This window comes from Micromonospora sp. NPDC047557 (assembly GCF_043205095.1).
Taxonomy (GTDB): Bacteria; Actinomycetota; Actinomycetes; order Mycobacteriales; family Micromonosporaceae; genus Micromonospora.
Genome location: NZ_JBIDDK010000004.1, coordinates 120183 through 146698, shown reverse-complemented (window position 1 = coordinate 146698; position 26516 = coordinate 120183). Strand labels below are relative to the sequence as shown.

Sequence of the window (26516 nt, the reverse complement as noted above, 5' to 3'; positions counted from 1 at the left end):
CGACGGCGTCACCGGGGATTCCGGGCGGGGCTGCGGAACGCTGCTGGTCACCGCTCGATCGTAGCGTCGGCGTACACCGTCGATCGCCCGTCAGGCCCGCTCGCTGCGCACCGCGGAGGTGTCCACCACCTGCTCGCTGGCCAGCCGCGGGGTGTGCGGCGGGCCCGCGTGTGCCGGGTCCGCGATCCCCAGACGCAGCACGAGGTACGGGAAGCCGATGCCGGCGAGCATCTGACGCAGGGTCTGCCGGGTGCCCGGGACCTCCACCACCGCGCTGAGCGGCACCACCGACACGCCGAGTCGGGTGGCGGTCAGCCAGGCGGCGGAGAGCGCTTCGCCGGCGCGCAGCCAGCTGTCCCGCTCGTCCTCGTCGCCGTGCAGCAGCGCGTACACCGCCGCGCGGTCGTGGCCGGGGCCGACCGGCAGGCTGCCGGCGCGGCCGAAGTCGCGGGCCGGCACGGTGGTCTGCGGCGGCTGCTCGGGCAGCACCTCGGCCGGCAGCCCGGTGCCGGCGCGGGCGCGGCTCGTCCAGTACGCCAGCTCGGCGCGCAGCTCCGGGTCCTCGGCCTCGACCGTGTCGGCGTGCCCGGCGGTGGCGGCCAGTTCCAGCACCTGGTCGCGGTCGAGGACCTGGAGCCGGCCGCCCTCGGCGGTGACCGCCTGGGCGATCTCCCCGATCGCGTCGGTCGGCACCGGCTCGTCGCTGACCGGTCGCCGGTCGGTGTGCCGCACCGACATGCACTGCACCATCCGCATGGCCTCCGGGTCGGCCGCGGTCCGGCTCAGGTCGGTCAGCCGGGCCAGCAGGTCGGGATCGCCCGGGTCGGGCAGGCGCTGCACGACCGCGCGCCAGCCTTCGGCGGCGAGCGCCAGCCGGGCGTGGTGCAGGGCCGCGCCGCAGCTGATCGCCAGCAGCCGCCCCTGGGGGTCGCTGGCCGCGAGCTGCCGGTCGGTGACCGTGCGCAGCTCCAGCGCGTCGGGGAGCACCCGCCATCGCCACGGCTGCGTGTTGTGCACCGAGGGGGCGTGGCCGGCGGTGGCGGCGGCCTCCGCCAGCGCGGTGGTCAGCTGACTGTCCTGACTCATCGTCACGACCTTTCCGTCTCTGCCATCGCGCTCCACCTTGGCGGTGACGCGCGGTGTGTCGCCGCTCCATCGTGGGGCAATCCCGGACGCCGGGCAGGGGCCGCAGGTCCCGAATCGGCGGGTCGTTGCGCCCACCTGGTGCCTCGACCGGCGGCCGGCTTGGATTCCGGCTGATGCGCCGAGCCGCCGGGACGCGCCGCTGTCGCGGCACCCGCCGACGCGGGCAGTCGAGCGGGCGTGGCCTCAGCGTTCCCGGACGACCGCGACCGGGCAGGCGGCGTGCTGGATCAGCTGCTGGCTGACCGAGCCGAGCAGCATCCCGGCCAGCCCACCCCGGCCTCGACTGCCGACCACCACCAACTGCGCGGACCGGCTCGACTCGATGAGCGTCCCCGCCGGGCTGCCCGCGACGAGGTCGAGCGTGATGTCCAGCTCGGGGAACGTCCGCCGCCACGGCTCCAGCGCCTCCTCGACGGCGGCCTGCTCGTCGGGCTTCCCGGCCGCCGCCTCGGGGCCGGGGGTCCAGGCGTGCAGCACGCGCAGCGGCACCCGGCGTTGGGCGGCCCGCTCGGCCGCGAACCCGAGCGCCACCAGCGACGGCTCCGAACCGTCCACACCGACCGCCACCGGGGCTTGGGGCCCGCTGGCGGTCCCGTCGCGGACCACCACGACCGGGCAGTGCGCGTGCGCGGCGACCGCCACCGCCGTCGACCCGGCCAGCAGTCCGCCGAAGCCGCCGTGGCCGCGGCTGCCGAGCACCAGCAGCCCCGCGTCGGCGGAGCGCTCCTGCAACACCAGGGCCGGTGGCCCGTCGTACACCTCGCCGGTGACCGTCAGGCCGGGGTGCGCGGCGGCGGCGTCCGCCGCGGCCTTGCGAACCAGGTCGTCCGCCTGTCTCCGGGCGGTGTCGTCCGGCCAGACGCCGGGCGCCACGCCCGGACCTACCCAACTGGCCACGGTCAGCCACTCGAAGACGTACGCCAGCCGCACCGGCTCGCCGCTGCGTTCGGCCTCGGCCAGCGCCCAGTTCAGGGCCACCGACGCGTCGGTGGAGCCGTCGTAGCCGACCAGGATCTCCGCGTCCCGCACGTCGTCCTCCTCAGGGGTTGGTCGGGTCGGTCTCGCGGACCCAGCGCCACTCGGCGACCCGGGGGTCGTCCTCGCCGTGTTCGCGGGTGTAGTCGCGGGCGGCCTGCCGGGCGTCGACCATGTCCTGGCGCAGGTGCGCGGCGCGGGCGCCGAGGCCGGGCACCCGGTCGATGACGTCGATGACCAGGTGGAAGCGGTCCAGGTCGTTGAGCATCACCATGTCGAACGGGGTGGTGGTGGTGCCCTCCTCCTTGAAGCCGCGCACGTGCAGGTTGTCGTGGTTGGAGCGGCGGTAGGTCAGGCGGTGGATCAGCCATGGGTAGCCGTGGTAGGCGAAGATGACCGGCCGGTCCGCGGTGAAGATGGTGTCGAACTCCTTGTCGGGCAGGCCGTGCGGGTGTTCGGTGTCCGGCTGCAGGCGCATCAGGTCGACCACGTTGACCAGCCGCACCTTCAGCTCCGGCAGGTGTTCGCGCAGCAGCTCGGTGGCGGCCAGCGTCTCCAGGGTGGGCACGTCACCGCAGCAGGCCAGGACGACGTCCGGCTCGCTGCCGCCGTCGTTGCTGGCCCACTCCCAGATGCCCAGGCCACGCCGGGTGTGCTGGATCGCCTCCGTCATCGTCAACCAGTTCGGCGCGGCCTGCTTGCCGGCCACCACCACGTTGATGTAGTGCCGGCTGCGCAGGCAGTGGTCCATCGTGGCGAGCAGCGTGTTGGCGTCCGCCGGCAGGTAGACCCGCACCACCTCGGCCTTCTTGTTGACCACGTGGTCGATGAAGCCGGGGTCCTGGTGCGAGAACCCGTTGTGGTCCTGCCGCCACACGTGGCTGGACAGCAGGTAGTTCAGCGAGGCGAGGGGCTGCCGCCAGGGGATCGCCCGGGTCACCTTCAGCCACTTGGCGTGCTGGTTGACCATCGAGTCGACGATGTGGATGAACGCCTCGTAGCTGGTGAACACGCCGTGCCGGCCGGTCAGCAGGTAACCCTCCAGCCAGCCCTGGCACAGGTGCTCGGAGAGCACCTCCATGACCCGGCCGTCGGGGGAGAGGTGGTCGTCGCCGGGGACCGTGCCGGCGATCCAGGCCCGGTCGGTCACCTCGAAGGCGGCGCCCAACCGGTTGGACGCGACCTCGTCCGGGCCGAACAGCCGGAACGTCTGCGGGTTGGCGGCGATCACGTCGCGGATCCACGGGCCGAGCACCCCGGTCGCGCCGGCCATCGGCTGGCCGGGCTCCCGGACGTCCAGGCCGTAGTCGCGGAAGTCGGGCAGGGTCAGGTCGCGCAGGACCACTCCGCCGTTGGTGACCGGGTTGGCGCTCATCCGTCGGTCACCGCGCGGCGGCAGCGTGCGCAGCTCGTCGACCGGAGCGCCGGTGGCGTCGAACAGCTCCTCCGGCCGGTAGCTGCGCAGCCAGTGCTCCAGTTCGGCCAGGTGGGCGGGGTTGTCGCGGACGCCCGACAGCGGCACCTGGTGGGCGCGGTACGTGCCCTCCACCTGGGTGCCGTCGACCTCGCGCGGGCCTGTCCAGCCCTTCGGCGTCCGCAGCACGATCATCGGCCAGCGGGGGCGTTCGACGACACCGCCGGAACGGGCCCGCCGCTGGATCTCGGCGATCTCGTCCAGCGCCCGGTCCATCGTCGCGGCGAGCGTGCGGTGCACCACGGCCGGGTCGTCGCCGGACACCACGTACGGCTGGTAGCCCGAACCCCGCATGATGTCGAGCAGATCGGACTCGGGGATCCGGGACAGCACGGCCGGGTTGGCGATCTTGTAGCCGTTGAGGTGCAGGATGGGCAGCACCGCGCCGTCGCGGGCCGGATTCAGAAAGACGGTGGAGAGCCAGCTGCCGGCCAGCGGCCCGGTCTCTGCCTCACCGTCGCCGACCACGCAGGCCACTACGAGGTCCGGGTGGTCGAACGCGGCGCCGTAGGCGTGGCTCAGGGCGTACCCGAGCTCGCCGCCCTCGTGGATCGAGCCCGGCACGTCCGCCGCGACGTGGCTGGGAATGCCGCCGGGGAAGGAGAACTGCCGGAACAGCCGGGCCATCCCGGCCTCGTCGCGCGCCACGTCGTGGTAGCGCTCTGACCAGGTGCCCTCCAGCCAGGTGTTGGCCACGATGGCGGGGCCGCCGTGCCCGGGGCCGGTGACCAGCATGGCGTTCAGGTCGCGGGCGACGATCACCCGGTTGAGGTGCGCGTAGATCAGGTTGAGTCCGGGGCTGGTGCCCCAGTGTCCGAGCAGCCGTGGCTTGATGTCGTCGGGGGTCAGCGGCTCGCGCAGCAGTGGGTTGCCCAGCAGGTAGATCTGCCCGACGGTGAGGTAGTTCGCGGCACGCCAGTAGGCGTCCAGCCGGCGCAGCTCGTCGTCGGTGAGTGCGCGCTGCACGTCGAGAGCGATGTCCATGATGCTGCCTCTCGCGGGTAGGGGGCGGGTGTCCGGCGTCCAGCCTCGCCGCCGCCGACGCGGCCGGTCAGGGCCGTTGGTCCCGGGCCGGGCGGGCGTCGGGCCCGGCGAGCGGCACCTCGGCCAGGCCGCGTACGACAACCACCGGGGCGGGGGAGTGGTAGAGCAGGGACTGGGCGACCGCGCCGAGCATGGCTCGTCCCGGTTCGTCGCCCCGGGCGGCGACCACCGCCAGCTGGGCCGACCGGGACGTGTCGACGAGCACCTGCCCGGGGTCGCCACGGGCGACCCGGCACTCGGTGGGCACCCCGCTGTGGCGGTCGGTGTGGCGGGCCAGGGCCTCGCTGAGCTGCTCGGCGACCGCGTTGGTGTCCTCGTCGCTCTCCACCACCCGCAGCGCCACGAGGCGGGCGTCGCGCCTGCGTGCGCAGTCCACGGCCCACCGCAGGGCGAGGTGTGAGCTGGGCGAGCCGTCCACCCCGACCAGGACCGGGCCCTGCGGCGGCGGTTCGCGGCGGACCACCAGCAGCGGGCAGTTGGCTCGCGCGGCCAACTGCACGGCGGACGTCTCGGCCGGGACGCACTGGCCGCTGCCGGCCATTCCGCTGTCGCCGACCGCCAGCAGGAAGGCCGTCTCGGATCGGCGGATGAGGGTGGGCAGCAGGCCGCTCTCGACGATCTCGGCGCGTACGGTCAGACCGGGTTCGACCTGGTGGGCGAGCTGGGCGGCCCGGGTGATCAGGTTCTCGGCCTCGTCCCGCGGCGCGGCGACGGTCTCCGCCTCGAAGGCCGCGTGCCAGTCGAAGGTGTGCACGACGTGCAGCGGTCGGCCGTGCCCGGCGGCCTCCTGCGCGGCCTGCTCAACGACCGGAAGGTCACCGTCCGAGCCGAGGCCGACCAGCACCTCCGCGTCGGCGGATACCGCCATCCGATATCACCTCCCGGGCGTCGCGCCCGGCACGACCGCGCTCTCTCCTGACCGAGGGTAGTCGGGTGGTCGCGGCAGCGGGCCGGTTCGGGCCGTGCCGACGGGCCTGCGGTGGTCCGAGCATCGGGGGTCGACGCGACCGACGTCAACAAAGGTTGACAGCGGTGGTGCTGTCAACGTATGTTGACGACATGAGTCAGGCGACGGAACTCGCGGCGGCAGCCGGCAGCACCGACCCCCGGGTCGGGCTGCGTGCCGTCCGCGCGCTGCGCCGGCTGCTGGAGCGACTCGAGGTGGTCCAGGTGGACAACGCCCGTCGACAGGGCTGGTCCTGGCAGGAGATCGCCGACGCGCTCGAGGTCAGCCGGCAGGCGGTGCACAAGAAACACGCTGGGCGACCGGCGGTCAACTCATCCTGGGAGGCGTGATGTTCGAACGGTTCACCGAGCGGGCGCGCGGCGTGGTGCGGCGGGCGGTGGAGGAGGCACGGGCCGAGGGTCAGCGGCCGGTCGGCACCGAGCACCTGCTGCTCGCCCTGCTCGCCGACGAGGCCGGCCTGGCCAGCCGGGTGCTCACCGACGCCGGGGTGCGCGCCGACGACCTGCGCGAGCGGGTCCGGCGGCACACCAGCGGCGGAGGCGCTGGCCTCGGCGACGCGGACGCGGCGGCGCTGCGCGAGATCGGCATCGACCTGGCCGCCATCGTGGCCCGCATCGAGCAGTCCTTCGGCCCCGACGCGCTGCGCGAGGCCATCCCGGCGCCGCGCCGTCGTTGGAGGCGTCGACGCTACCTCGGCGGGCCGTTCTCGCCCCGGTCGAAGAAGGTGCTGGAGCTGTCGCTGCGCGAGGCGCTGCGGCTGCGTCACAAGCACATCGGCACCGAGCACATCCTGCTCGGGGTGCTGCGTGAGGGCCACGGGCTGGGCGCGCTGGTGCTCACCGAAGCGGGCGTCGACCTCGACGATCTGCGCCGACGGGTGGAGACCGCGCTGCGGACGGCGGCGTGACGCAGACGTACGCGTTGAAACCTGTCTGTGGCACTTCCGACGCCGGCGGGTCATCGGGTCGCTGAAGGCGGCCCGGTGCTGCACACTTGCGCCGTGGATGCTGGACAGGACAGGCGCCCCTCGGGCGGCGACGGCGGGCTGCGCTCCGCCGTGGTGGTGAACCCGGCCAAGGTCGCCGATCTCGACGAGCTGCGCCGCACCGTGAACGACGCCCTGAGCGCCGCCGGCTGGCCCGAGCCGCAGTGGTTCGAGACCACCGTCGACGATCCCGGCCGGGGGCAGACCGAGCAGGCCGTCAAGGCCGGCGTCGACCTGGTCTTCGCCTGCGGCGGCGACGGCACCGTGATGTCCTGCGTCAGCGGGCTCGTCGGCACCGACGTGGCCCTCGCCGTGCTGCCGCAGGGCACCGGCAACCTGCTCGCCGCCAACCTCGGCCTCTCCACCGACCTCGCGGCAGGGCTCCAGGTCGCGGTCGAACGCGGTCGGCGGCTGCTCGACGTCGGCGCGGTGGAGGACCAGTACTTCACTGTCATGGCCGGCATGGGCTTCGACGCCCAGATGCTCGCCGCCACCAACGAGACCACCAAGGCCCGCATCGGCTGGCCGGCGTACGTCATGGGGGCCATGCGGCACCTGCGGGACCGGCCGATGCGGGTGCAGATCCGCATCGACGACCGCCCGCCGGTGCGTCGGCGGGTCCGCTCGGTGCTGATCGCCAACGTCGGCCGGCTCCAGGGCGGGGTCCGCCTGCTCACCGAGGCCGAGCCGGACGACGGCTGGCTCGACGTCGCCGTGCTCACCCCGCGTAACCTGCGGCACTGGCTGGCGCTCGGCTGGGCGGTGATCCGTCGCAGCGGCCAGGTGCCGCAGATGGAGGTCTTCCGCGGCCGCCGTGTGGTGGTCACCAGCAACCGGGCCCAGCCGCGGGAACTGGACGGCGACCTCATCGCCCCCGGTCGGCGGCTGCACGCCGAGATCCGACCGCAGGCGCTCTGGCTCTGCGTCCCGCAACCCGAGGACGCCCCCGACCTGGCCGTCGACGCGCAGGGTGCCGGGGAGCGGGGCGAGCAGCTGATCGAGGAAGCGGGCCGTGAGTAGCACCCGGATCGTGCCGGAGACCCGGCTGATGGCCAACGAGGAGCTGTCGGCCGACGACGCCTGGCACACACTGCGCCGCAAGGGCGGCTGGCACCTGCTGCGCGATGCGTTCATCCGGTTCCGCTACGGCGACGGGTTCAGCCACTCCCGCGCGTTCGCGTTGCAGCTCTGCCTTGCCGTGGTGCCGTTCCTGATCGCTCTCACCGGCCTGATCAGCAAGCTGGGCGTCGAGGAGGGCGGCCAGGTGGTCGCCGACACCATGCTGGCGCTCACCCCGGGCCAGAGCGCGCAGGTGGTCGGCGAGCTGCTCGGTGATGGCGAACGCGTCGAGGACGCCGGTGAGCTGGCGCTCACCCTCGGTCTGCTCACCGGGCTGGTCGCGCTGACCACCACGATGGCCCAGATCGAGCGGGGCGCCAACCGCATCTACGGGGTCGAGCGGGACCGCCCGGCCCTGCGGAAATACCTGCGGGCGGCCATCCTGGCCGTCACCGCCGGCCTGCCCGCGCTGGCCGGCTTCCTGATCCTCGTCGGCGGCGGGGCGATGGGCGACTCGGTCCGCAAGCACTACGAGTGGGGCGAGGTCGCCAACGGCATCTGGGACGTGGTCCGCTTCCCGCTGAGCCTCGGGCTGACCGTGCTCGCCGTGGCCGTGCTGTTCCGGCACGCGCCACGCCGCAACCAACCCGGCCTGTCCTGGCTCTTCTTCGGCGCGGGCATCGCCACGGCCCTGTGGTGGCTGGCCAGCCTGCTGCTCGCCGCGTACGTGCGGTTCAGCGACGGCTTCGGCCAGACCTACGGCGCGCTGACCGGCATGATGGCGCTGCTGCTCTGGGCCAACCTGACCGGCATGGCGCTCTTCGGCGGGTTGGCCTTCGCAGCCCAGCTGGAGGCGCTGCGCATCGGTGTGGAGGAGCCGGCGCAGCCCGACCTGTGGGAGCCCGAGGCCGACCGCGCCGAGCTGTTCGACACCGGGGACATGTCGGCGCTCTGAGCGGCGCCCGGGTGTACGCCTGACCCGGATCGGGTACAGCGCCTCGCCAGGTACAACAAGGGAGGTGCGGGGTGACCGCGGTCAAAGAGGTGGCTCGGCGTCCGATCGGGCACTTCGCCGAACGGAGCATCGCCGGCCTGGTGGCCGTCACCGGCGCCGGCGTGGCCTTCGGGCTGTTGTTGTTGCTCGTGCGGGTGCGGTGGAGCCCGTTGCAGGACGCCGACCACGCGGTTGCCGAGTGGTTCAACTCGCTCGTCGCCCCGCACCACCCGCTGGTCACCGTGCTCCAGGCGGTGACCGACCTGGGCGGCCGGCCGATCCTCATCTGGCTGGTCACCATCGCGGTGGTCGGGCTGCTGATCCGACGGCAGCCCCGGCTGGCCGTCTACCTGATCATCACCGGGGTCGGTGGGCTGATCCTCGACCCGTCGCTCAAGACCCTCGTCGGCCGGCTCCGCCCGGTGGTGGACATTCCGGTCGCCAGCGCACCCGGCAACAGCTTCCCGAGCGGGCACGCGCTGGGCTCGTTCGTCGCGTACGGGGCGCTGCTGCTGGTGTTCCTGCCGGCGATGGCACCGCGCTGGCGCAAGCCCGCGATCGTCGGCGTCGGTGTGCTGGTGGCGCTGATCGGGCTGACCCGGATCGCGCTGGGCGTGCACTTCGTCTCCGACGTGCTGGCCGGCTGGTTGCTCGGCGCCACGTGGCTGGGCGTGACCGCGTACGCCTTCCGGCTGTGGCGGCGCGAGCGCGGCCGGCCGGTGCCGCCGCTGAGCGAGGGGCTGGAGCCGGAGGCCGGGCACGACATCGCCCCCGCCCCGGCCGAGGAGCACGTGCTGGCGCACCCCCGCTCGGCGGTGGCCGAGCTGCTGGTCGGCTGGGTGCTGGTGTTCGGCGCGCTGTACGGCTTCGGCACGTACGTCAGCTATTACGCCAAGGGCACCTTCTTCGACACCCTCGACACCGAGGTTCCCCGCTGGTTCGCCGCCCGGCACACCGACACGCTGACCGAGGTGAGCTGGTGGTGGAGCAAGTTCGGTGACACCCACGCGATCCTGCTCATCTCGCTGGTGTTCTGCCCGCTGGTGCTCGCGGTGTGGCGGCGGTGGCGGCCCGTGCTGTTCGTGGCGCTGGCGATGGTCGGTGAGCTGACCCTCTTCCTCGCCTCGGCGCGTGCGGTGGACCGGCCTCGCCCCCCGGTGGAGAACCTGGACGGGCAGATGCCCACCTCCTCCTTCCCGTCCGGGCACATCGCGGCGACGATCTGCGTCTGGCTGGCGATCACCCTCATCGTGTTCCCGCGTACCGACCGCTGGTGGCGGTGGGTCTTCGTGGCGATGGCCGTGATCATGCCGGCCGGGGTGGCGACCTCGCGGATGTACCGGGGGATGCACCACCCGACCGACTTCATGGGCGCGATCCTGCTCTCCGCGCTCTGGATCGGGCTGCTCTACCTCGTGATCCGGCCGAACGCCGACCTGACGGAGGGCAACCAGCCGGCCATCGAGTCCGACGACGTGGACACCCTCGACGACGAGCTGGCGCGCGCCGGCCGAGCCGACTGAGCCTGCCGTGCGGGTGATGACCTGGAACATCCGCACCGGCGGCCGGGACCGCGGTGGCTCCGACCGGCTGGATCAGGTGGTCCAGGTCATCGACCAGCATCGGCCGGACGTGTTGGCCCTGCAGGAGCTGCGCGGCTTCGACTCAGACGGGTTGCTGGCCACGGTGGCGGGTCGGGTGGGGATGACGCCCCACCTGGCCCGGTCCTGCTTCGGGCAGCCGGTGGCGGTGCTGGTCCGGCCGCCGTACCGGGTTCTCGCCGCGGGGGCGCTGCGCCGGCCGTTCCACCACGCCGCCGCCCGCGTCGTGGTGTCCACCTCGGCCGGCCCGCTCACCGTGCTCGGCACCCACCTTTACCCGTACTCCGGGGGACGCCGGCGGATGGAGGTCGACTGGCTGGTGGCGGCGTTGCGCCGCGCCCCGGGGCCGCTGACGCTGCTCGCCGGCGACCTCAACTCGCTCGACCCGACGGTCGACCACACCGCTCGCCTGGCGGGCCTGAGCGCCATCTACCGGCGACGGCATGTGCGTCGGGGCGGTGGCGCCGTGGACACCCGCGCGATCGCCCGCCTGCTCGCCGCCGACCTCGTCGACCTGTGGCCGTCGTCCAACGTCGCAGCGCCGGAGGCCGACGGTCGCACCGTGCCCACCCGCTTCGGCGGGGCCGAATTCGCCGGCATGCGGCTGGACTACCTCTTCGGCAGCCGCGCGGTGGCCGAGCGGGTGCGTGGCTGCCAGGTGATCCGTGGTGGCGCCGCGGACACGGCCTCGGATCACTATCCGCTGCTGACCACGCTGGACCTGGGCGTCGGCTGACGCTGCCCGTACCGCCGACGCGGTGCGACGTACGCCGATCCCCACCGCTGGCGCGGCCCGGTTACCGTGCCACCGTGACCGACGGCCCCACCGTTCCCGCACCACCGCCCGCGTCGCGAACCGCGCACCCGATCGCGCCGACCGTGACGCGTCCGGTCCGCGATCGGCCGGCACCGCACACGCCGGAGCCGGCCGCCGTCGCGCTCCCGCTGGTCGCGGCCGTCGCGCGCGCCGTGGCGCTGGCCGTGGTGCTGCCGGTACGCCTGCTCTGGGAGCTGTTCGCGGCTGCCGGCCGGCTGCTGCGCCGGCACCTGATCAGCCCGGCCGGCCGGTTCCTGCGGCAGTGGGTGCTCGCCCCCCTGGCCTGGGCGCTGCACCGGCTGCTCTGGCTGCCCCTGCTCTGGTGCGCCCGCACGCTCGTCTGGCTGCCGCTGGTGTGGCTCGGGCGGGGGATCGCGTGGGTGGCGCGCACGCTCGTCTGGCTTCCGCTGGTCTGGTTGGGCCGGGGGATCGCGTGGGTGGCGCGCACGCTCGTCTGGCTTCCGCTGGTGTGGTTGGGCCGGGGGATCGCGTGGGTGGTCCGCACGCTCGTCTGGCTGCCGCTGGTCTGGTTGGGCGGCGCGCTGGCCGCTCTGGGCTCGGCGGCGGGGCGGGCGGTTCGGCGTCTGCTGTGGGATCCCCTGCTCTGGGTGGTCCGCAACGTGCTGCGTCCGCCCGTCGTCGGTCTGGGTCGCGTGCTGGTCTGGCTCGCCGATCACCTGATCCGGCGGCCGCTGCGCTGGCTGGGCGCGGCGCTCAGGCCCGTCGGGCGGTTGCTCGTACGCGGCCTCGTCCTGCTCGTCGGTGGGCTGGGCGTGGCGCTCGTCGGGCTGGCCCGGGGGATCTGGTGGGCGGTTCGCGGCCTGGGTCGGCTGATCGTCATCGCCGTGGTCGGCGCCTGGCGCACGGCCGGCTGGCTGCTGCGGCTGGTCTACCGAGGGCTCCTGCGCCCGCTCGGGCGTGGACTGCGCTGGCTGTGGCGGCACACCGTGCGCCCCCTGCTGCGGGGTGTGCGCTGGGTCTGGTCGGTGACGGTCGTACCGGTGGCACACGGCGTACGGGCAGCCTGGCGGGCCACCGTCACCCCTGCCGCGCGCTGGATGCGCCGCTCGGTGCTCGACCCTGCCCGCCTGGCCTCCCGGGAGGTGCTCACCGCCCTGGGTCTGCGGCGCTGACGGCGCCCGACCCGGCAGGGTGCTCTCAGATCAGCACGTTGAGCAGCACGGTGAGCAACACCGAGGCGAGGATCGAGAAGAGGATCATCAGGAGGCAGCCGAGGCCGCCGCCGAGGGGACGGATCTCCGTGTTGCCGAAGCGCATGGGTTTCACCTGTTCGCGAGTGTCGGGGCAAGAAGCTGGCGGATCGCGTCGGCGACCGCCGTCGGAGCTGTGGTGGCCACGTTGTGTGCGGCCCGGGGGACGACCACCAGGTCGGCGTCCGGCGCCAGCCGGGCCACCTGGGCTCGCCAGTCGGCCGGCGCGACGGGATCCCGCGCGCCGCTGACGACCAGGGTCGGCGCCGTGATCCGGACCAGGTCCGCCTCGATCGTGTTGTGGACCGAGTGCGACAACGTCGCCAGGACCCGCCAGGGTCGCGCGTTCCAGACATCCCGGAGCAGGATCGGCGTCTGCAACGGCGACTCGCGCAGGGTGTCCACCAGCCACCGGCCGAACTGGGCCCGGCGCGACCGGCCGGCCGGGTCGGCGGTCGGCCCGGCCAGCACCAGCGCGCGTACCGCCTCCGGGTGGGTCGCCGCGAGCGCGGCGGCCACCTCGGCGCCGAACGAGTGCCCGAGCAGGCAGACCGGCGGCAACCGGTACGCGGCCAGCCAGGCGGCCAGGTGCGCGGCGTGCTGGCGCACGTCGTACGCGCCGTCGGGGTGCGCGGTCAGGCCGAAGCCGGGCAGGTCCGGCACGTACACCGGATGGGTTTCGGCGAGCGCGACGGCCAGCGGGGTGAGGTAGCGGTGCGAGACCGCCAGGCCGTGCACCAGGACCACGGGTGGGTTGCCGGTGCCGGGGTCCGGGCCACGCCGGGTGTGGGTACGCAGCCCGTCGACCAGCCGCCACTCGCTGGTCAAGCCGGCGGCCGGCCGAGGCGCGGCCATGGCGAGCCGCAGCTGGGCCGGCCCGAATCGACCGGAAGGCGTCCGCCTCACAGTTGGCGCAGCCGGGGCAGTAGCTGCTCCTGTGCCCAGTCCAGGAACATCGGCTGGCTCTCGCCGCCGACCTGAATGATCGCCACGTGCGTGAAGCCGGCGTCGACGAACTTGCGGAACGCCTCGACGTGCGCGTCCACGTCCGGGCCGCAGGAGATGCCCTCGGCGACGTCCTCCTCCCTGACGAACTGGGTGGCGGCGGCGAAGGCGTCCGGGTCGGGCAGGTCGGCGTTGACCTTCCAACCCATTCCGAACCAGCGGAACTGGTCGTGCACGATCTTGCGGCACTCGGCCTCGTCCGGGCCGTAGCAGATGGCGACCTGCCCGTAGCGGGGCTGGCCGACGCCACCAGCGTCGTCGTACATCTCGATGATGTGCCGGTCGGGCTCGGTGGAGACGAGGCCGTTGCCGTACTCGGCCGCCAGGGTGGCGGACTGCCGGCCGGAGGCGGCGATGGCCATCGGCACCGGCCGCTCGGGGCGGTCCCAGACGTAGGCGTCGGGCACGTCGAAGTGGTTTCCGGAGAAGGTCAACGTCTCACCGTTGAGCAGCGGCCGGATGATCTGCAGCGCCTCCTCGAACATCTCGTGGCGCTGCTGTACGTGCGGCCAGCCGCCGACGACATGCTCGTTGAGGTTCTCCCCGGCGCCGAGGCCGAGGGTGAACCGCCCGTCCGAGAGCGCCCCGATGGTGCTGGCCTTCTGCGCGACCACGGCCGGGTGGTAGCGGCGGATCGGGCAGGTCACGAAGGACATCAGCTCCGCGCGGGAGGTGGCGTGCGCGACCGCGCCGAGCACCGACCAGGCGTACGGGGAGTGGCCCTGGGCGTCGAGCCAGGGATAGTAGTGATCAGACATCACCAGTTGGTCGAAGCCGGCCGCCTCGGCCCGCACCGCGTGGTCCACCAGCTGCTTCGGACCGGCCTGCTCGCACATCAGGGTGTAGCCGACGCTCACCATCCGGGTATCTCCTTCTCGCCGACGGTTCGTCCCGAGATACCCAGGTCAGCAGCCGTCAACCCTCTCGTCCGGTTCGGACGGCTGATGCTTGACGGATGCCAGCGACCGGCCTACGGTCGTCTTAACCGGTTAAGACCTACGGTCCGGCGCACATCCTGTGGTGGGGATGACCGCCCCGTGACGGCCCGCTTCCACGCGGGCCGTTACGGCTGTCCGCGTCCCTGACCAGGCTACTGAACCGGTTGCTAGGGCTGATCCATCGCCCTAGGCTGATGCGAGCGCCGCCGGGAGCCGGGCGGCGGCTGTCGGGCTGCAGCCGCCTTCCCCTGTCACGTCCCACCCCTGTCGGGCACCGGGGGTCCTCCCTGAGGAAGGCCATGAAGACTCGACTCTCCGCCGCCGGCTCGGCCCTGCTCGCGTTGCTCCTCGCCGTGCTGGCGTTCAGCCAGCCGGCGCACGCCGCGGCCGGCTTCTCCGTCGCGGGCGGCAAGCTGTACGACGCCAACGGCGCCCAATTCATCATGCGTGGGGTGAACCACGCCCACACCTGGTATCCGCAGCAGACCAGCACGTTCGCGAACGTCAAGGCACTCGGCGCGAACACCGTGCGGGTGGTGCTCGCCAGCGGCGACCGGTGGACCCGCAACACCAACGCCGACGTCGCCAACGTCATCTCGCTGTGCAAGGCCAACCGGCTGATCTGCGTGCTGGAGGTGCACGACACCACCGGCTACGGCGAGCAGAGCGGCGCGATCACGCTGGACCGCGCCGTCGACTACTGGCTCAGCCTGAAGGATGTGCTGGTCGGCCAGGAGCGGTACGTCCTCGTCAACATCGGCAACGAGCCGTACGGCAACCAGAACTACGCCTCGTGGGCCACCGACAACGCCAACGCGATCAAGCGACTGCGGGCCGGTGGGCTGACCCACACCATCATGGTGGACGCCCCGAACTGGGGGCAGGACTGGTCGTTCACCATGCGCGACAACGCCGCCGCGGTCTTCGCCGCGGACCCGGCCCGCAACACGGTCTTTTCCATCCACATGTACGGCGTCTTCGACACCGCCGCCGAGATCACCGACTACCTGGGCCGTTTCCGGGCGGCCGGGCTGCCCATCGTGGTCGGTGAGTTCGGCTTCAACCACTCCGACGGTGACCCGGACGAGGACACCATCCTCGCGTACAGCCAGGCCAACGGGATCGGCTGGCTGGGCTGGTCGTGGAGCGGCAACGGGGGTGGCGTGGAGTACCTCGACATGGCGACCGCGTTCAACCCGGCCAGCCTGACCACCTGGGGGCAACGGATCTTCAACGGCGTCAACGGCATCCGGCAGACCGCCCGCGAGGCCAGCGTCTTCGGCGGCACCCCGCCGCCGACGACGCCCCCGCCGACCACCCCGCCGCCGACGACGCCTCCGCCCACCACGCCCCCGCCGACCACCCCGCCGCCGACCACGCCTCCGCCGACCACGCCGCCGCCCGCCGGTGGCTGCTCGGCCAGCTACACCATCACCAACCAGTGGCAGGGTGGCTTCCAGGGCGAGGTGCGGGTGACCGCCGGCACGAGCGCGATCACCGGTTGGACCGCCCGGTGGACCTTCGCCAGCGGTCAGAGCGTCACCCAGGCCTGGAACGCGACCGTGACCAGCAGCGGATCCACGGTGACCGCGCGCAACGTGGACTACAACGGCCGGCTGGCCGCCGGCGCCAGCGCCAGCTTCGGCTTCATCGGCAGCTGGACCGGCACCAACCCCAAGCCGGAGGTGAGCTGCACGGCAAGCTGACCGACGTCCAGGTGGCCGGGCCCGCATCGGGCCCGGCCACCGCGCCGGCCGCGGTCAGTGCTCCCCGGTCAGGTTCACGATGACCACCCCCGCGATGATCAGAGCGATGCCGGCGAGCTTGACCAGCCCGACCGACTCGCCCAGGAACACCGCGCCGATCGCCACGATGGCCGCGGTGCCGAGGCCCGACCAGAGGGCGTACGCGACACCGACCGGTATCTCCTTCACGGCCTGGGCCAGCAGGAGGAACGCCAGCGCGTACCCGGTCAGGCATCCCAGCGTCGGCCAGAGGCGGCTGAATCCGGCGGTGCTCTTGATCAGGCTGGTCGCCAGAACCTCCGCGAGGATGGCGATCCCCAGCAGCACGTACGCCATCCGGCTCCTCAGTCCTCGGTGGTCAGTGGACCGGCGGCGAGCCGGGCGGCCCGCATGGTGAGGTAGCGCTGTTCGGGAAGGCTGCTGGTACGCGCGGCGGCGGCGCGGTAGTCCGCGATCGCCCGCTCCCGGTCGCCGGCCATCTCGTGCAGGTGCGCGCGGGCGGCGGCCAGCCGGTGGTGCCCCGCCAGCCGGGGATCGTCGCCCAGGGCGTCGAGAGCGGTGAGGCCGGCTGTCGGCCCGTGCACCATGGCGGTCGCCACGGCCCGGTTGAGCGCCACCACCGGGGTGCCGGCGAGCAGTTCCAACACCTCGTACAGCGCCAGGATCTGCGGCCAGTCGGTCGCGTCGGTGCTCGGCGCCTCGTCGTGCAGGGCGGCGATGGCGGCCTGCACCTGGTACGGGCCGACCGGGCCGCGCGGCAGCGCCCGGGTGACCAGGGCGACGCCCTCGGCGATCGCCGCGGCATCCCAGCGGCTGCGGTCCTGGTCGGCCAGGGAGATCAACTCTCCGGAGGGGCCGGTGCGCGCCGGGCTGCGCGCCTCGGTGAGCAGCAGCAACGCCAGCAGCCCGGCCGTCTCGCTGTCGTCGGGCAGCCGGATGTGCAGCGCGCGGGTCAGCCGGATCGCCTCGGCCGCGAGGTCGACGCGGCGCAGGGCCGGGCCGGCGGTGCTGGTGTGCCCCTCGGTGAAGATCAGGTAGAGCACCTGCCGGACGGCGGACAGCCGCTCGGCCCGCTCCGCCTCCTCCGGCATCCGAAACGGCAGCCCGGACGCGCGGATCCGCTGCTTGGCCCGGCTGATCCGCTGGGCCATTGTCGCCTCGGGCACCAGGAACGCGCGCGCTATCTCGGCGGTGGTGAGCCCGCCGACCGCGCGCAGGGTCAGCGCGACAGCAGATGCGGGGGCGAGCGCCGGGTGGCAGCACAGAAAGAGCAGCACCAGGGTGTCGTCCCGCTCGGCGGTCAACTCCTCGTCCGCTGCCGGCGCGTACTGCCGGTCGTCCGGATCGCGGCGGGCGACCAGGTCCTCCCGGCGGCGCCGGGCCTGCTCGCCGCGGATCAGCTCGATCATCCGGCGGTAGCCGACCTGGATCAGCCAACCGCGCGGGTTGGCGGGCAGCCCGTCGGCCGGCCACTGGGTCGCGGCGGCGAGCAGCGCCTCCTGTACGGCGTCCTCGGCGGTGGCGAAGTCACCGAACCGGCGGGCGAGCACGCCGAGGACCTGCGGCGCCAACTCGCGCAGCAGGTCCTCGATGTGGGGATCGGTGGTCAGCCCTCACAACTCCTCAGTGGGTGCGGACATCACCGGGTGCACCTCGATCGGCATGTTCAGCGGCCGGCCACCGGGGCCGGGCGCGGTGGAGATGTACGCGGCCACCTCCACCGCCCGCTGCGGGCTGTCGCAGTCGACGATCCAGAAGCCGGCGAGGAACTCCTTCGTCTCGGCGAACGGCCCCTCCGTGACCACCGGCGTCCCGCCCTCGCCGGCACGCACGATCCGCGCCTGCTGCGGGCCACCGAGGCCCTGCGCGTCGACCCACTCCCCGGCGGCGGTGAGCTTCTCGTTGACCTCGCCCATGAACGCGATGTGGGCCCGGACCTCGTCCGGGGTCCAGGTGTCGATGCTCGGAAAGTCGGTCCCGGTGGCGCTGAACTGCATCAGCAGCATGTACTTCATGGTTCGCCCCTCACGTCCGCGCACCGTCGTCGGTGCTCTCACCCTGAGGTAGAAGCACGCGTCACCGTTCTCGACACTCCGGCGGGGAAATTTTCTAGCTGGCCTCGTCGACCTCCAGCACCAGGCTCTGCTCCGGGTGCAACGCGGGCAACTGCACACCCACCCGGGCCAGCGCCGCTCCGCTGAGCGTGACACCGGAGGCCAGCCACGGTGGCGCGGCCCGCTCGATGGTCGCCGGGGGCGGTACGTCCGCCACCGCTCGTACCCGGTAACGCCGGGCCGGGTCGAGGCCCGGCAGACGTACCGCGCCCGGGGTCTGCGCCGCCGAGGTGGCCAGCCGGGCCACCGCGTACACCGCTCGGGTCCTGTCCGTGGCGACCACGCCGTGCGCCCAGACGGCCGGGTCCGGGTGGTCGATCCGGACCACCCGGCCGGCGTGCAGCAGCGGGCGCAGCCGCTTGTGCAGTGCCACCCACGCGGCCAACTCGGCCTGTTCGGCAGCGCTGATCGAAGCGATGTCCCACTCGATGCCGTGGTGGCCGAACAGCGCCGCGGCCGCCCGGAAACCCAGGTCGTGTACGCGGTTGGTGGTGTGCGAGCGTTCCGGGCCGATGTGCGTGCCGATCAGCTCCGGTGGCAGCAGCAGACCGGTCCAGCGTTGGATGCTGAGCCGTTCCAGGGCGTCGTTGCAGTCGCTGGCCCAGACCCGGTCGGTGCGGGCCAGAATGGCCAGGTCCACCCGGGCGCCGCCGGACGAGCAGCTCTCGATCTCGACGCCGGGATGTCGGCGGCGCAGCTCGTCGAGCAGGCGGTAGACCGCGAGGGTCTGCCCGTGCACCCCGGGCCGGCCGTGGTGCCCGGCCTCGGTGAGGTCCCGGTTGTGATCCCACTTGAGGTAGCTGATGCCCGGATGGTCGCGCAGCAGCGCGTCGAGGCGTTCCAGCACATAGTCGTACGCCTGAAGGCGGCCCAGGTCGAGCACCTGCTGGTTGCGCCAGGCCGGCGGTAGCCGCCCCGGCACGGCCAGCAGCCAGTCCGGGTGCGCGCGGAACAGGTCGGAGTCGGGATTGACCATCTCCGGCTCCACCCACAGGCCGAACTGAAGGCCCTGGCCGGTCACGTGGTCGATGAGCGGTTGCAGGCCGTCGGGCCAGACGCCCTCGTCGACGTACCAGTCGCCGAGCCCGGCGGTGTCGTCGCGCCGGCCGCGGAACCAGCCGTCGTCGAGCACGAACCGTTCCACGCCGAGGTGCGCGGCCCGGTCGGCGAGGGCCCGCAGCCGGTCCAGGTCGTGGTCGAAGTAGACCGCCTCCCAGACGTTGAGGGTCACCGGGCGGGGGGAGCGCGGGTGTCCGGGCCGGGCCCGCAGATGCGAATGAAGTACGTCGCTGAGCCCGTCCAGCCCGACGTCGGACCAGACGGCGTAGAGCAGGGGAGTGTCGTACTGCTCGCCGGGGGCGAGCCGGATCTCGCCGGGCGCCAGCAGTTCGCCGCCGCCGAGGGTGGACTCGCCGGTGGGATGCCGCTCGGCGACGGTGACATGGTCGCCGCTCCACGCGGTGTGCACCGCCCAGACCTCGCCGTGGCCGAAGCCGAACCCGGCGGTGCCGGCGACCAGCAACAGCGTGGCATCGTGCCCGGTGCGCCCGTGCCGGCCCTCGCGGACCCAGGCGCCGTGCTGCCAGGGGTGCCGCTGTGGCGAGCGTTCCCGACACCAGCGGCCGGTCAGGTCGAGCAGTTCGGTGGCGACCGCCGGCACCGGCAGCACCGGCGTCAGCCCGTGCACCTCGTACGCGCCGTCGCCGTCGTTGCGCAGGCGATGGCGAATGGTCAGCAGGCCGTACCGGTCCAGCGTGATCTCGATGGTCAGGCCCAGCCCGGCGACCCGGTCCGACGCCCGCACGGTGACCTGCGCCGGAGCGTCGGAGGGCTGGTCGACGTCGAGACCGTCGAGCCGGAACGCGCTGGACCAGTCCCGCCCGTCACGATGCCCGACCAGTCCCGGCCGACCGCTCCAGCCGGCGCTCGCCTCGGGCAGCAGGGACAGCGCGGGCGGCTCGTCGAAGCTGCTCGGCACCACGGGTGGCACTGTCGCGTCGGTGAGCTGGCGCAGGGCGTCGTCGTCGAGGTCGCCGACGTCGCCGCCCCAGTGCACGACGCGGGGCAGCCCCGGGCCGCGCGCGTCGAGCACCAGGCTGGTCCGCGCACGGCGCAGGTGCAGGATCGTCATCCTTTGGAGGCTCCCAAGGTCAGGCCCCGGACGAAGTGCCGCTGGAGCATAAAGAAGATCACCAGGGTGGGGATCGCGACGAGCACGCTGCCCGCCGAGACCAGGTTGTTGTCGGTGAAGAACTCACCGCGCAGGTTGTTGAGCGAGCTGGTCACCGGGAACTTGTCGCCGGTGCGCATGAGGACGGTGGCCCAGAAGAACTCGTTGTAGATCCAGGTCACCTCCAGGGTGGCGAGCGCTGCCAGGGCCGGCCGGCACAGCGGCATGGTGACCTGCCAGTACTGCCGCCAGACGCTGGCCCCGTCGACCATCGCCGCCTCGTACAGGTCGCGGGGCAGCGCCTTCATGTAGTTGCTGAGCACGAAGACGCAGAACCCGCACTGGAAGGCCACGTTGATCAGGATCAGGCCCCAGTAGCTGTCGTAGAGCAGCTCGGAGTCGCTCATGAACTCCGGCAGCGGCACCTCGGTGAACAGCCGGAACAGCGGGATGAGCAACGCCTGCTGGGGCAGCAGGTTGGCGGCGGTGAACACCCCGAGCAGGACGAGGTTGATCTTCCAGTTGAACCGGGCGATGACGAACGCCACGCAGGAGGCGAGGAAGAGCGTCAGCAGCACCGCCGGCACGGTGATGTAGACCGAGTTGAGGAAGTGTTTGCCGAACTCCGCCGTCCGCCAGGCGGTGACGTAGTTGTCGAAGGTCCAGCCGCCGAATGAGACGTAGCCGTTGGCGGCCGTGTACTCGTAGGAGCGCAGCGAGGTCAGCACCGCCCAGGCGATCGGGAAGAGCCAGGCCAGCGAGACGGCGATGAGGAAGCCGTGCAGCAGCAGCCGCGCCGGGGTTAGCTTGCGGCGGCGGACCGGGGTGTCGGTGCCACCCGCGGTACGCCGGGTCACGGTTGCGGTGCTCATTCCCGGTCCTCCCTCATCACGGTCGCCAGGTAGATGGTGATGAAGACCAGCGAGACGACCAGCATGATCGTCGCCAGCGCGGAGCCGAAGCCGATCCGGCTCGCCTCACCCACCACGTTCTGGGTGACCAGCGCCGAGATCAGCTCCAGACCGTTGCGTCCCTTGTTGACGACCCAGACCAGGTCGAACGCGCGCAGCGACTCGATCACCGTCACCACCAGCACGATGATGTTGATCGGCCGCAGCACCGGGAACACCACCCGGAAGAACGTCCGGCGCTCCGACGCGCCGTCGACGGCGGCGGCCTCCCGCAGCGACGGGTCGACGCCCTTCAGGCCGGCGAGGTAGAGCAGCATGATGTAGCCGACGTGCCGCCAGCCGCTGGCGATCATGACCGCCCAGATGTTGACGTTCGAGTCGCCGTACCAGTCGACGTTGCTGTTGAAGACGGCGTTGATGAGACCCTGGTCGCGGGAGTACAGCAGCTGCCAGACGAAGCCGATCAGCGCCAGCGAGAGCACCACCGGCAGGTACAACGCCGTCTGGTAGAAGCGGCTGCCGCGCAGCTCCTTGTCGAGCAGCACGGCCAGGAACATGCCGAACGGGGTGGCGACCACGAACAGCACGGCCAGCCAGAGCAGGTTGTGCTGGATCGCCGGCACGAACGGCGGGTAGATGTTCACGACGTCGCTGTAGTTGCGAGCGCCGACGAAGTCGATCTCGTTCAGTGGGCCGATGCCGTCCCAGTCGGTGCCGGAGAGCACCACGGTCGCCAGCGCCGGCAACCAGACGAAGGCGGTGACGAGCAGCAGCGGGACGAGCACCATCAGCGTGATGACCACGCGGTCGGTGCGGGACAGGAGCCGTAGCCGCCGGCGACGACCACCCGTTGAGGTGGTCGCTGCCGGCGGCGGCACGGCGCGATCCGCTTGGATCAGGGGCAGGTCGGACACGATGTCCTCCCCCTTCCGCCGTCAGTCAGTGAAGATCGACTTCTTCTGGTTCTCGATGGACGACGTGAGACCGTCGATGTCCTTGGGGTTCTTGATGAACTGCTGGATCGCCGGGATCATCACCGTGGAGGCGAAGTCCGGCCGGGTGTCCCGGTCGAGGAACTGCGCGATCTCGGTGGCCGACCCGACCAGCTCGGCGGCCTTCTTCTGCAGCGCGGTGTAGCCGCTGACGTCGGCGCCGGTGTTGGCGACCAGGGTGGTCGGGTCGCTCTTGACCGTGATGTCCGCGGCGGTCTTGCCGCCGAAGTACTCCATCAGCTTGCGGGCGTTGTCCTCGTTCTTGGGCTTGCGGGCCATCATGTAGCCGTCGATCGGGGCGTCCAGGGCCTTCGCGCCGATGGACGGGTCGATCTCGGGGAACGTGAAGAAGTCCAGGTCGCTCTGTTCGTCGTTGCTGAACTGCTGCCCGACGAAGAGACCGAGCAGGTACATCCCGCTCTTCTTCTGCTGCAGCGACTGCGCCGCCTCCTGCCAGGTGCGGCCGAGGCTGTCCGGCTGGTGCAGGGGGAGCAGGCCGGCCCAGGTGTCGAAGACCTTCTTGACCTTGTCGGAGGTCCAGGCCTCCTTGCCGGCCATCAGGTCGACGTGGAACTGGTAGCCGTTGATCCGCAGGTTGAGGATGTCGAAGGTGCCCATCGCCGGCCAGCCGTCCTTGTCGGCGAAGGCGATGGGGATGAGGCCGTCCTTCTTCATCTGCGCCCCGAGCGCGGTGAACTGGTCCAGCGTGGTGGGCACCTGGTAGCCGTGCTGCTGCCAGACCGACTTGCGGTAGAAGACGGCCCACGGGTAGTACGACGCCGGGACGAAGTACTGCTTGCCGTCGTCGCCGGTGGAGGCCTTCTTGAAGGCGTCCGAGTAGCCGGAGAGCTTGCCCCACACGTCGCTGATGTCGCTGGCCAGGCCCTTTTGGGCGAAGAAGCGCATCCGGTAGCCGGCGAACCAGGTGAAGACGTCGTCCGGCTTGCCCTGGAGGTAGTTGTTGATGTTTTCCTGGAACGTGTTGTGGTCGACCGTGTTGATCGCGACCTGCACGCCGGAGGCGGTCTTGAACCCGTCGGCGACCTTCGCGAGGACGTCCTTGGGCTTCGGGTCGGACTGGTTGGATCCGAGCGACACGTCCTTGCTGGACCCGCCGGAGCCGGAGTCGTCGCCGCAGCCGGCGAGCAGACCGGTGCCGAGCAGCGCGCCCGTGCCGGCCGCGCCGGCCAGCAGCGACCGTCGGTTGATGCCGGCGACGGAGGGCGGTACGAGCCGAGCCAGGTACTCGGCTTGGGATCGGGGACGGGACATCTGTGCCTCCTGCGGATGAAGAGGTGCTACGCCCAAGGGCCGTCAGGGGTGGTGAAGAGAGCGTCCGGCCTTGTGGATACGCATCGTGATCCACCGAGAATCCACATTGGCGAACACGATCGGCCAGTTGGGGCCTCAAGCTACCCCTCCATAGGCCGCTGTCAAGAGGGCTGTTCGCCTCTGATAACCCAGTCGTGATACGGCTGTTACGTGGTAAACGTTGGAAACAAAGTCGATGTTGGAACCTGTTGACTTCCGTACGGCGGCGGGTGCACCCTCAGCTGTCATGCGGCGATGGCAGGGGAACGGCATCTATTTCGGCGGCGACTACAACCCCGAGCAGTGGCCCGAGCAGACCTGGTCGGAGGACGTCGAGCTGATGCGCCGGGCCGGGGTCAACCTGGTCTCCGTCGGCATCTTCTCCTGGGCTCTGCTGGAGCCCGCCCCGGGCCGGTTCGAGTTCGGCTGGCTGGACCGGGTCCTGGATCTGCTGCACGACGGCGGCATCCAGGTCGACCTGGCCACCGCCACCGCCAGCCCGCCACCCTGGCTGGCCCGCGCGCACCCGGAGACGCTGCCCCGCCGGGCCGACGGCGCGATCCTCTGGCCGGGCGGCCGGCAGGCGTACTGCCCCAGCTCCCCGGTGTTCCGCGAGCGCTCCCTGGAGCTGGTGCGAGCGGTCGCCGGCCGGTACGCCGAGCATCCCGCAGTGGTCATGTGGCACGTCTCGAACGAGCTGGGCTGCCACAACGTGCACTGCTACTGCGACGTGAGCGCCGAGGCGTTCCGGGGGTGGCTGCGGGAACGCTACGGCGACCTGGACCGGCTCAACGACGCCTGGGGCACGGCCTTCTGGAGCCAGCGCTACGGCGACTGGGCCGAGATCAACCCGCCGCGCACCGCGCCGACCTTCGCCAACCCCACCCAGCAACTCGACTTCCTGCGCTTCTCCTCCGACGAGCAGCGCGCCCAACTGCGCGCGGAACGCGAGGTGCTGGCGACGCTGGTCCGCCAACCGGTCACCACCAACTTCATGATCGGCATGGGCGTCAAGCACATGGACTACCACTCCTGGGCCCCCGATGTGGACCTGGTGTCCAACGACCACTACCTGACCGCCGCCAACCCGCAGGCGCACCTCGGGCTGGCGTTCGCCGCCGACCACACCCGGGGCGTCGCCGGCGGTGACCCGTGGCTGCTCATGGAGCACTCCACAAGCGCTGTCAACTGGCAGCCGCGCAACGTGGCCAAGCTGCCCGGGCAGCTGCGCCGCAACAGCCTGGCGCACGTCGCCCGCGGCGCCGACGGGGTGCTGTTCTTCCAGTGGCGGGCCTCCCGGGCCGGCGCGGAGAAGTTCCACTCCGCGCTGGTGCCACACGCCGGCCCCGACACCAAGGTGTTCCGCGAGGTCTGCCAGCTCGGCGCGGACCTCAAGGCGCTGGCCGAGATCCGCGGCAGCCGGGTGGACGCCGACGTGGCGATCCTGTTCGACTGGGAGGCCTGGTGGGCGGTCGAGCTGGATTCGCACCCCAGCGCCGACGTCACCTACGCCGACCGGATCAACGCCCTCTACGGCGCGTTGTGGCGTGCCGGCGTGACCGCCGACATCGTCCACCCGTCGGCCGACCTCAGCGACTACCGCCTGGTCCTGGTGCCCACCCTCTACCTGGTCCGCGACGCCGACGCCGACGCGCTGCGCCGGTTCGTCGAGGCCGGTGGCACGGCAGCCGTCACCTACTTCAGCGGCATCGTGGACCCCAACGACCACATCCGGCTGGGCGGCTACCCCGGCGCGTTCCGGGACCTGCTCGGCGTACGGACCGAGGAGTTCTTCCCGCTGCGCGAGGGCGAGCGGGTCCGGCTCGACGACGGCAGCACCGCCGACGTGTGGACCGAATGGCTGCACGCCGACGACGCCGAGGTGCTGGCGTCGTACACCGATGGGCCCTTGCCGGGCGTGCCCGCGCTGACCCGGCGGCCGGTCGGCGCGGGCGCCGCCTGGTACGTCGGCACCCGGCTGGACGAGCCGGCCACCGACCGGCTCGTCGCCCGGCTGCTCGACGAGGCCGGGGTCCGTCCGGTGGCGCAGGCGCCGACCGGGGTGGAGGTGGTACGACGGCGCGACGGCGAGCGGACCTGGCTGTTCGCGATCAACCACACCGAGACCGAGGTACGCGTCGCAGCAAGCGGCACCGAGCTGTTGACCGGGACGCGGTGTACGGGTGAGCTGACAGTGCCGGCCGGCGAGGTGGCCGTGGTCCGCGAGGACCGGGCCTGATTTGGGCGACAGCCACGATGCGAAGGAGGTTCCCCAGATGCTGGCCCAGCAGCGGCAGACCGCCATCCTTGATCTGATCCGCCAGCGTGGCGGCGTGCGGGTGAGCCACCTGGTCAGCCGGTTCGGCGTGTCCGACATGACGATCCGGCGCGACCTGGAGGTGCTGGCCGAGCGCGGCCTGGTGGACAAGGTCCACGGCGGAGCGACCCTGGCCGGGCCGGGCTCGGCCGAGGAGCCCGGGTTCGCCGCGAAGTCGATCCGCCAGCAGACGGAGAAGCGGGCGATCGCCGAGCGGGCAGCCATGATGGTGGAGCCGGGGATGGCCATCGCGCTGTCCGCCGGGACGACCACCGCCGCGCTGGCCACCCTGCTCTCCGATGTGCACGGGCTGACCGTGGTGACCAACTCGATCCCGGTGGCCGACGCGCTCTACCAGAACCCGCGCGCCGACCAGACTGTCGTGTTGACCGGCGGCATCCGTACCCCGTCCGACGCGCTGACCGGCCCGGTGGCCGAGGCCGCGATCAGCGCGCTCAACGTCGATCTGCTGTTCCTGGGTGTGCACGGGCTCAGCCCGCGTACCGGCTTCACCACGCCGAACCTGCTGGAGGCCGGCGTCAACCGGTGTCTGATCGGCGCGGCCCGCCGGCTCGTGGTGCTCGCCGACCACACCAAGTGGGAGACGATCGGCATCGCCACCATCGCCCCACTGGAGGCGGCCGACGTACTGATCACCGACCGTGGGCTGCCGGCGGACGCCCGCACCACGATCGGCGAACAGGTCGGCGAGTTGGTCGTCGTCGACACGTGACCGGCTG

The 26516-nt window shown here is 72.1% G+C and carries 22 protein-coding genes and 2 pseudogenes; 11 read left to right on the top strand and 13 right to left on the bottom strand.

Features of this window, described 5'->3' with window-relative positions:
* Positions 1–90: 90 nt before the first annotated feature.
* The 4 genes from ACGGAQ_RS13485 to ACGGAQ_RS13470 all read right to left on the bottom strand — a co-directional run bounded on the left by ACGGAQ_RS13485 (position 91) and on the right by ACGGAQ_RS13470 (position 5507).
* Positions 91–1086 (bottom strand): Acg family FMN-binding oxidoreductase, encoded by a 996-nt coding sequence (locus ACGGAQ_RS13485; RefSeq protein WP_393048241.1) that lies wholly within the window; start codon positions 1084–1086, stop codon positions 91–93.
* 243 nt (positions 1087–1329) lie between these two features.
* The gene (locus tag ACGGAQ_RS13480; protein ID WP_393048237.1) at positions 1330–2175 is read right to left on the bottom strand and encodes a universal stress protein; all 846 of its coding nucleotides are present in this window, start codon (positions 2173–2175) and stop codon (positions 1330–1332) included.
* A 10-nt stretch (positions 2176–2185) separates the two neighbouring features.
* Positions 2186–4579 carry a phosphoketolase gene (locus ACGGAQ_RS13475; protein WP_393048234.1) on the bottom strand — a complete coding sequence of 798 codons (2394 nt, stop codon included), beginning with the start codon at positions 4577–4579 and terminating at the stop codon, positions 2186–2188.
* Positions 4580–4646: 67 nt separating this feature from the next.
* The gene (locus tag ACGGAQ_RS13470; protein WP_393048231.1) at positions 4647–5507 is read right to left on the bottom strand and encodes a universal stress protein; all 861 of its coding nucleotides are present in this window, start codon (positions 5505–5507) and stop codon (positions 4647–4649) included.
* Positions 5508–5698: 191 nt separating this feature from the next.
* Here ACGGAQ_RS13470 and ACGGAQ_RS13465 point away from each other — a divergent pair, with 191 nt between their 5' ends.
* The 8 genes and pseudogenes from ACGGAQ_RS13465 to ACGGAQ_RS13430 all read left to right on the top strand — a co-directional run bounded on the left by ACGGAQ_RS13465 (position 5699) and on the right by ACGGAQ_RS13430 (position 12195).
* On the top strand, positions 5699–5935 hold the full coding sequence (locus ACGGAQ_RS13465; protein ID WP_007457155.1) for an HTH domain-containing protein: 237 nt from the start codon (positions 5699–5701) through the stop codon (positions 5933–5935).
* Positions 5935–6117: pseudogene (locus ACGGAQ_RS13460) on the top strand (Clp protease N-terminal domain-containing protein); the annotation flags it as partial. The gene ACGGAQ_RS13465 and the pseudogene ACGGAQ_RS13460, both read left to right, overlap by 1 nt.
* Before the next feature lie 189 nt (positions 6118–6306).
* Positions 6307–6486: pseudogene (locus ACGGAQ_RS13455) on the top strand (Clp protease N-terminal domain-containing protein); the annotation flags it as partial.
* Between the two features lie 120 nt (positions 6487–6606).
* Positions 6607–7611 carry a diacylglycerol/lipid kinase family protein gene (locus ACGGAQ_RS13450; protein ID WP_393048228.1) on the top strand — a complete coding sequence of 335 codons (1005 nt, stop codon included), beginning with the start codon at positions 6607–6609 and terminating at the stop codon, positions 7609–7611.
* On the top strand, positions 7604–8605 hold the full coding sequence (locus ACGGAQ_RS13445; protein WP_393048225.1) for a YihY/virulence factor BrkB family protein: 1002 nt from the start codon (positions 7604–7606) through the stop codon (positions 8603–8605). The genes ACGGAQ_RS13450 and ACGGAQ_RS13445 overlap by 8 nt, the downstream gene beginning before the upstream one ends.
* Positions 8606–8676: 71 nt before the next feature.
* Positions 8677–10167: a phosphatase PAP2 family protein gene (locus ACGGAQ_RS13440; protein WP_393048222.1), complete on the top strand. Its 1491-nt coding sequence runs from the start codon at positions 8677–8679 to the stop codon at positions 10165–10167.
* Positions 10168–10183: 16 nt separating this feature from the next.
* Complete coding sequence (locus ACGGAQ_RS13435) at positions 10184–10981, top strand: endonuclease/exonuclease/phosphatase family protein (protein WP_393048219.1); 798 nt, start codon at positions 10184–10186, stop codon at positions 10979–10981.
* Between the two features lie 74 nt (positions 10982–11055).
* The gene (locus ACGGAQ_RS13430; RefSeq protein WP_393048216.1) at positions 11056–12195 is read left to right on the top strand and encodes a hypothetical protein; all 1140 of its coding nucleotides are present in this window, start codon (positions 11056–11058) and stop codon (positions 12193–12195) included.
* Positions 12196–12345: 150 nt separating this feature from the next.
* On the opposite strand, the gene ACGGAQ_RS13425 is transcribed toward ACGGAQ_RS13430, so the two are convergent.
* Positions 12346–13128, bottom strand: coding sequence for an alpha/beta fold hydrolase (locus ACGGAQ_RS13425; protein ID WP_393048213.1), 783 nt, complete (start codon positions 13126–13128; stop codon positions 12346–12348).
* 47 nt (positions 13129–13175) lie between these two features.
* On the bottom strand, positions 13176–14138 hold the full coding sequence (locus ACGGAQ_RS13420) for a TIGR03557 family F420-dependent LLM class oxidoreductase (protein ID WP_393048211.1): 963 nt from the start codon (positions 14136–14138) through the stop codon (positions 13176–13178).
* A 377-nt stretch (positions 14139–14515) separates the two neighbouring features.
* Between ACGGAQ_RS13420 and ACGGAQ_RS13415 the strand changes: the two genes are divergently transcribed.
* Complete coding sequence (locus ACGGAQ_RS13415) at positions 14516–15922, top strand: cellulase family glycosylhydrolase (protein ID WP_393048208.1); 1407 nt, start codon at positions 14516–14518, stop codon at positions 15920–15922.
* 54 nt (positions 15923–15976) lie between these two features.
* On the opposite strand, the gene ACGGAQ_RS13410 is transcribed toward ACGGAQ_RS13415, so the two are convergent.
* The 7 genes from ACGGAQ_RS13410 to ACGGAQ_RS13380 all read right to left on the bottom strand — a co-directional run bounded on the left by ACGGAQ_RS13410 (position 15977) and on the right by ACGGAQ_RS13380 (position 23420).
* Positions 15977–16297 carry a multidrug efflux SMR transporter gene (locus ACGGAQ_RS13410; protein WP_234581628.1) on the bottom strand — a complete coding sequence of 107 codons (321 nt, stop codon included), beginning with the start codon at positions 16295–16297 and terminating at the stop codon, positions 15977–15979.
* An 8-nt stretch (positions 16298–16305) separates the two neighbouring features.
* The gene (locus tag ACGGAQ_RS13405) at positions 16306–17571 is read right to left on the bottom strand and encodes an RNA polymerase sigma factor (protein WP_393048863.1); all 1266 of its coding nucleotides are present in this window, start codon (positions 17569–17571) and stop codon (positions 16306–16308) included.
* A gap of 3 nt (positions 17572–17574) precedes the next feature.
* Entirely contained in the window at positions 17575–17976 is a 402-nt protein-coding gene (locus ACGGAQ_RS13400) for a YciI family protein (protein WP_355063832.1), read from the bottom strand.
* 94 nt (positions 17977–18070) lie between these two features.
* On the bottom strand, positions 18071–20206 hold the full coding sequence (locus tag ACGGAQ_RS13395) for an alpha-galactosidase (protein WP_393048204.1): 2136 nt from the start codon (positions 20204–20206) through the stop codon (positions 18071–18073).
* Entirely contained in the window at positions 20203–21117 is a 915-nt protein-coding gene (locus ACGGAQ_RS13390; RefSeq protein ID WP_393048201.1) for a carbohydrate ABC transporter permease, read from the bottom strand. Before ACGGAQ_RS13390 ends, ACGGAQ_RS13395 begins: the two co-directional genes overlap by 4 nt.
* A complete protein-coding gene (locus ACGGAQ_RS13385; protein ID WP_393048198.1) occupies positions 21114–22070 on the bottom strand; it encodes a carbohydrate ABC transporter permease in 957 nt (318 codons plus the stop codon). The genes ACGGAQ_RS13390 and ACGGAQ_RS13385 overlap by 4 nt, the downstream gene beginning before the upstream one ends.
* Positions 22071–22091: 21 nt before the next feature.
* Entirely contained in the window at positions 22092–23420 is a 1329-nt protein-coding gene (locus tag ACGGAQ_RS13380) for an ABC transporter substrate-binding protein (protein ID WP_393048196.1), read from the bottom strand.
* Between the two features lie 286 nt (positions 23421–23706).
* Here ACGGAQ_RS13380 and ACGGAQ_RS13375 point away from each other — a divergent pair, with 286 nt between their 5' ends.
* Both ACGGAQ_RS13375 and ACGGAQ_RS13370 read left to right on the top strand, forming a co-directional pair.
* Positions 23707–25698 (top strand): beta-galactosidase, encoded by a 1992-nt coding sequence (locus ACGGAQ_RS13375; RefSeq protein ID WP_393048193.1) that lies wholly within the window; start codon positions 23707–23709, stop codon positions 25696–25698.
* Between the two features lie 37 nt (positions 25699–25735).
* Positions 25736–26509, top strand: a complete 774-nt coding sequence (locus ACGGAQ_RS13370) for a DeoR/GlpR family DNA-binding transcription regulator (protein ID WP_393048190.1) — start codon at positions 25736–25738, stop codon at positions 26507–26509.
* Positions 26510–26516 lie beyond the last annotated feature (7 nt).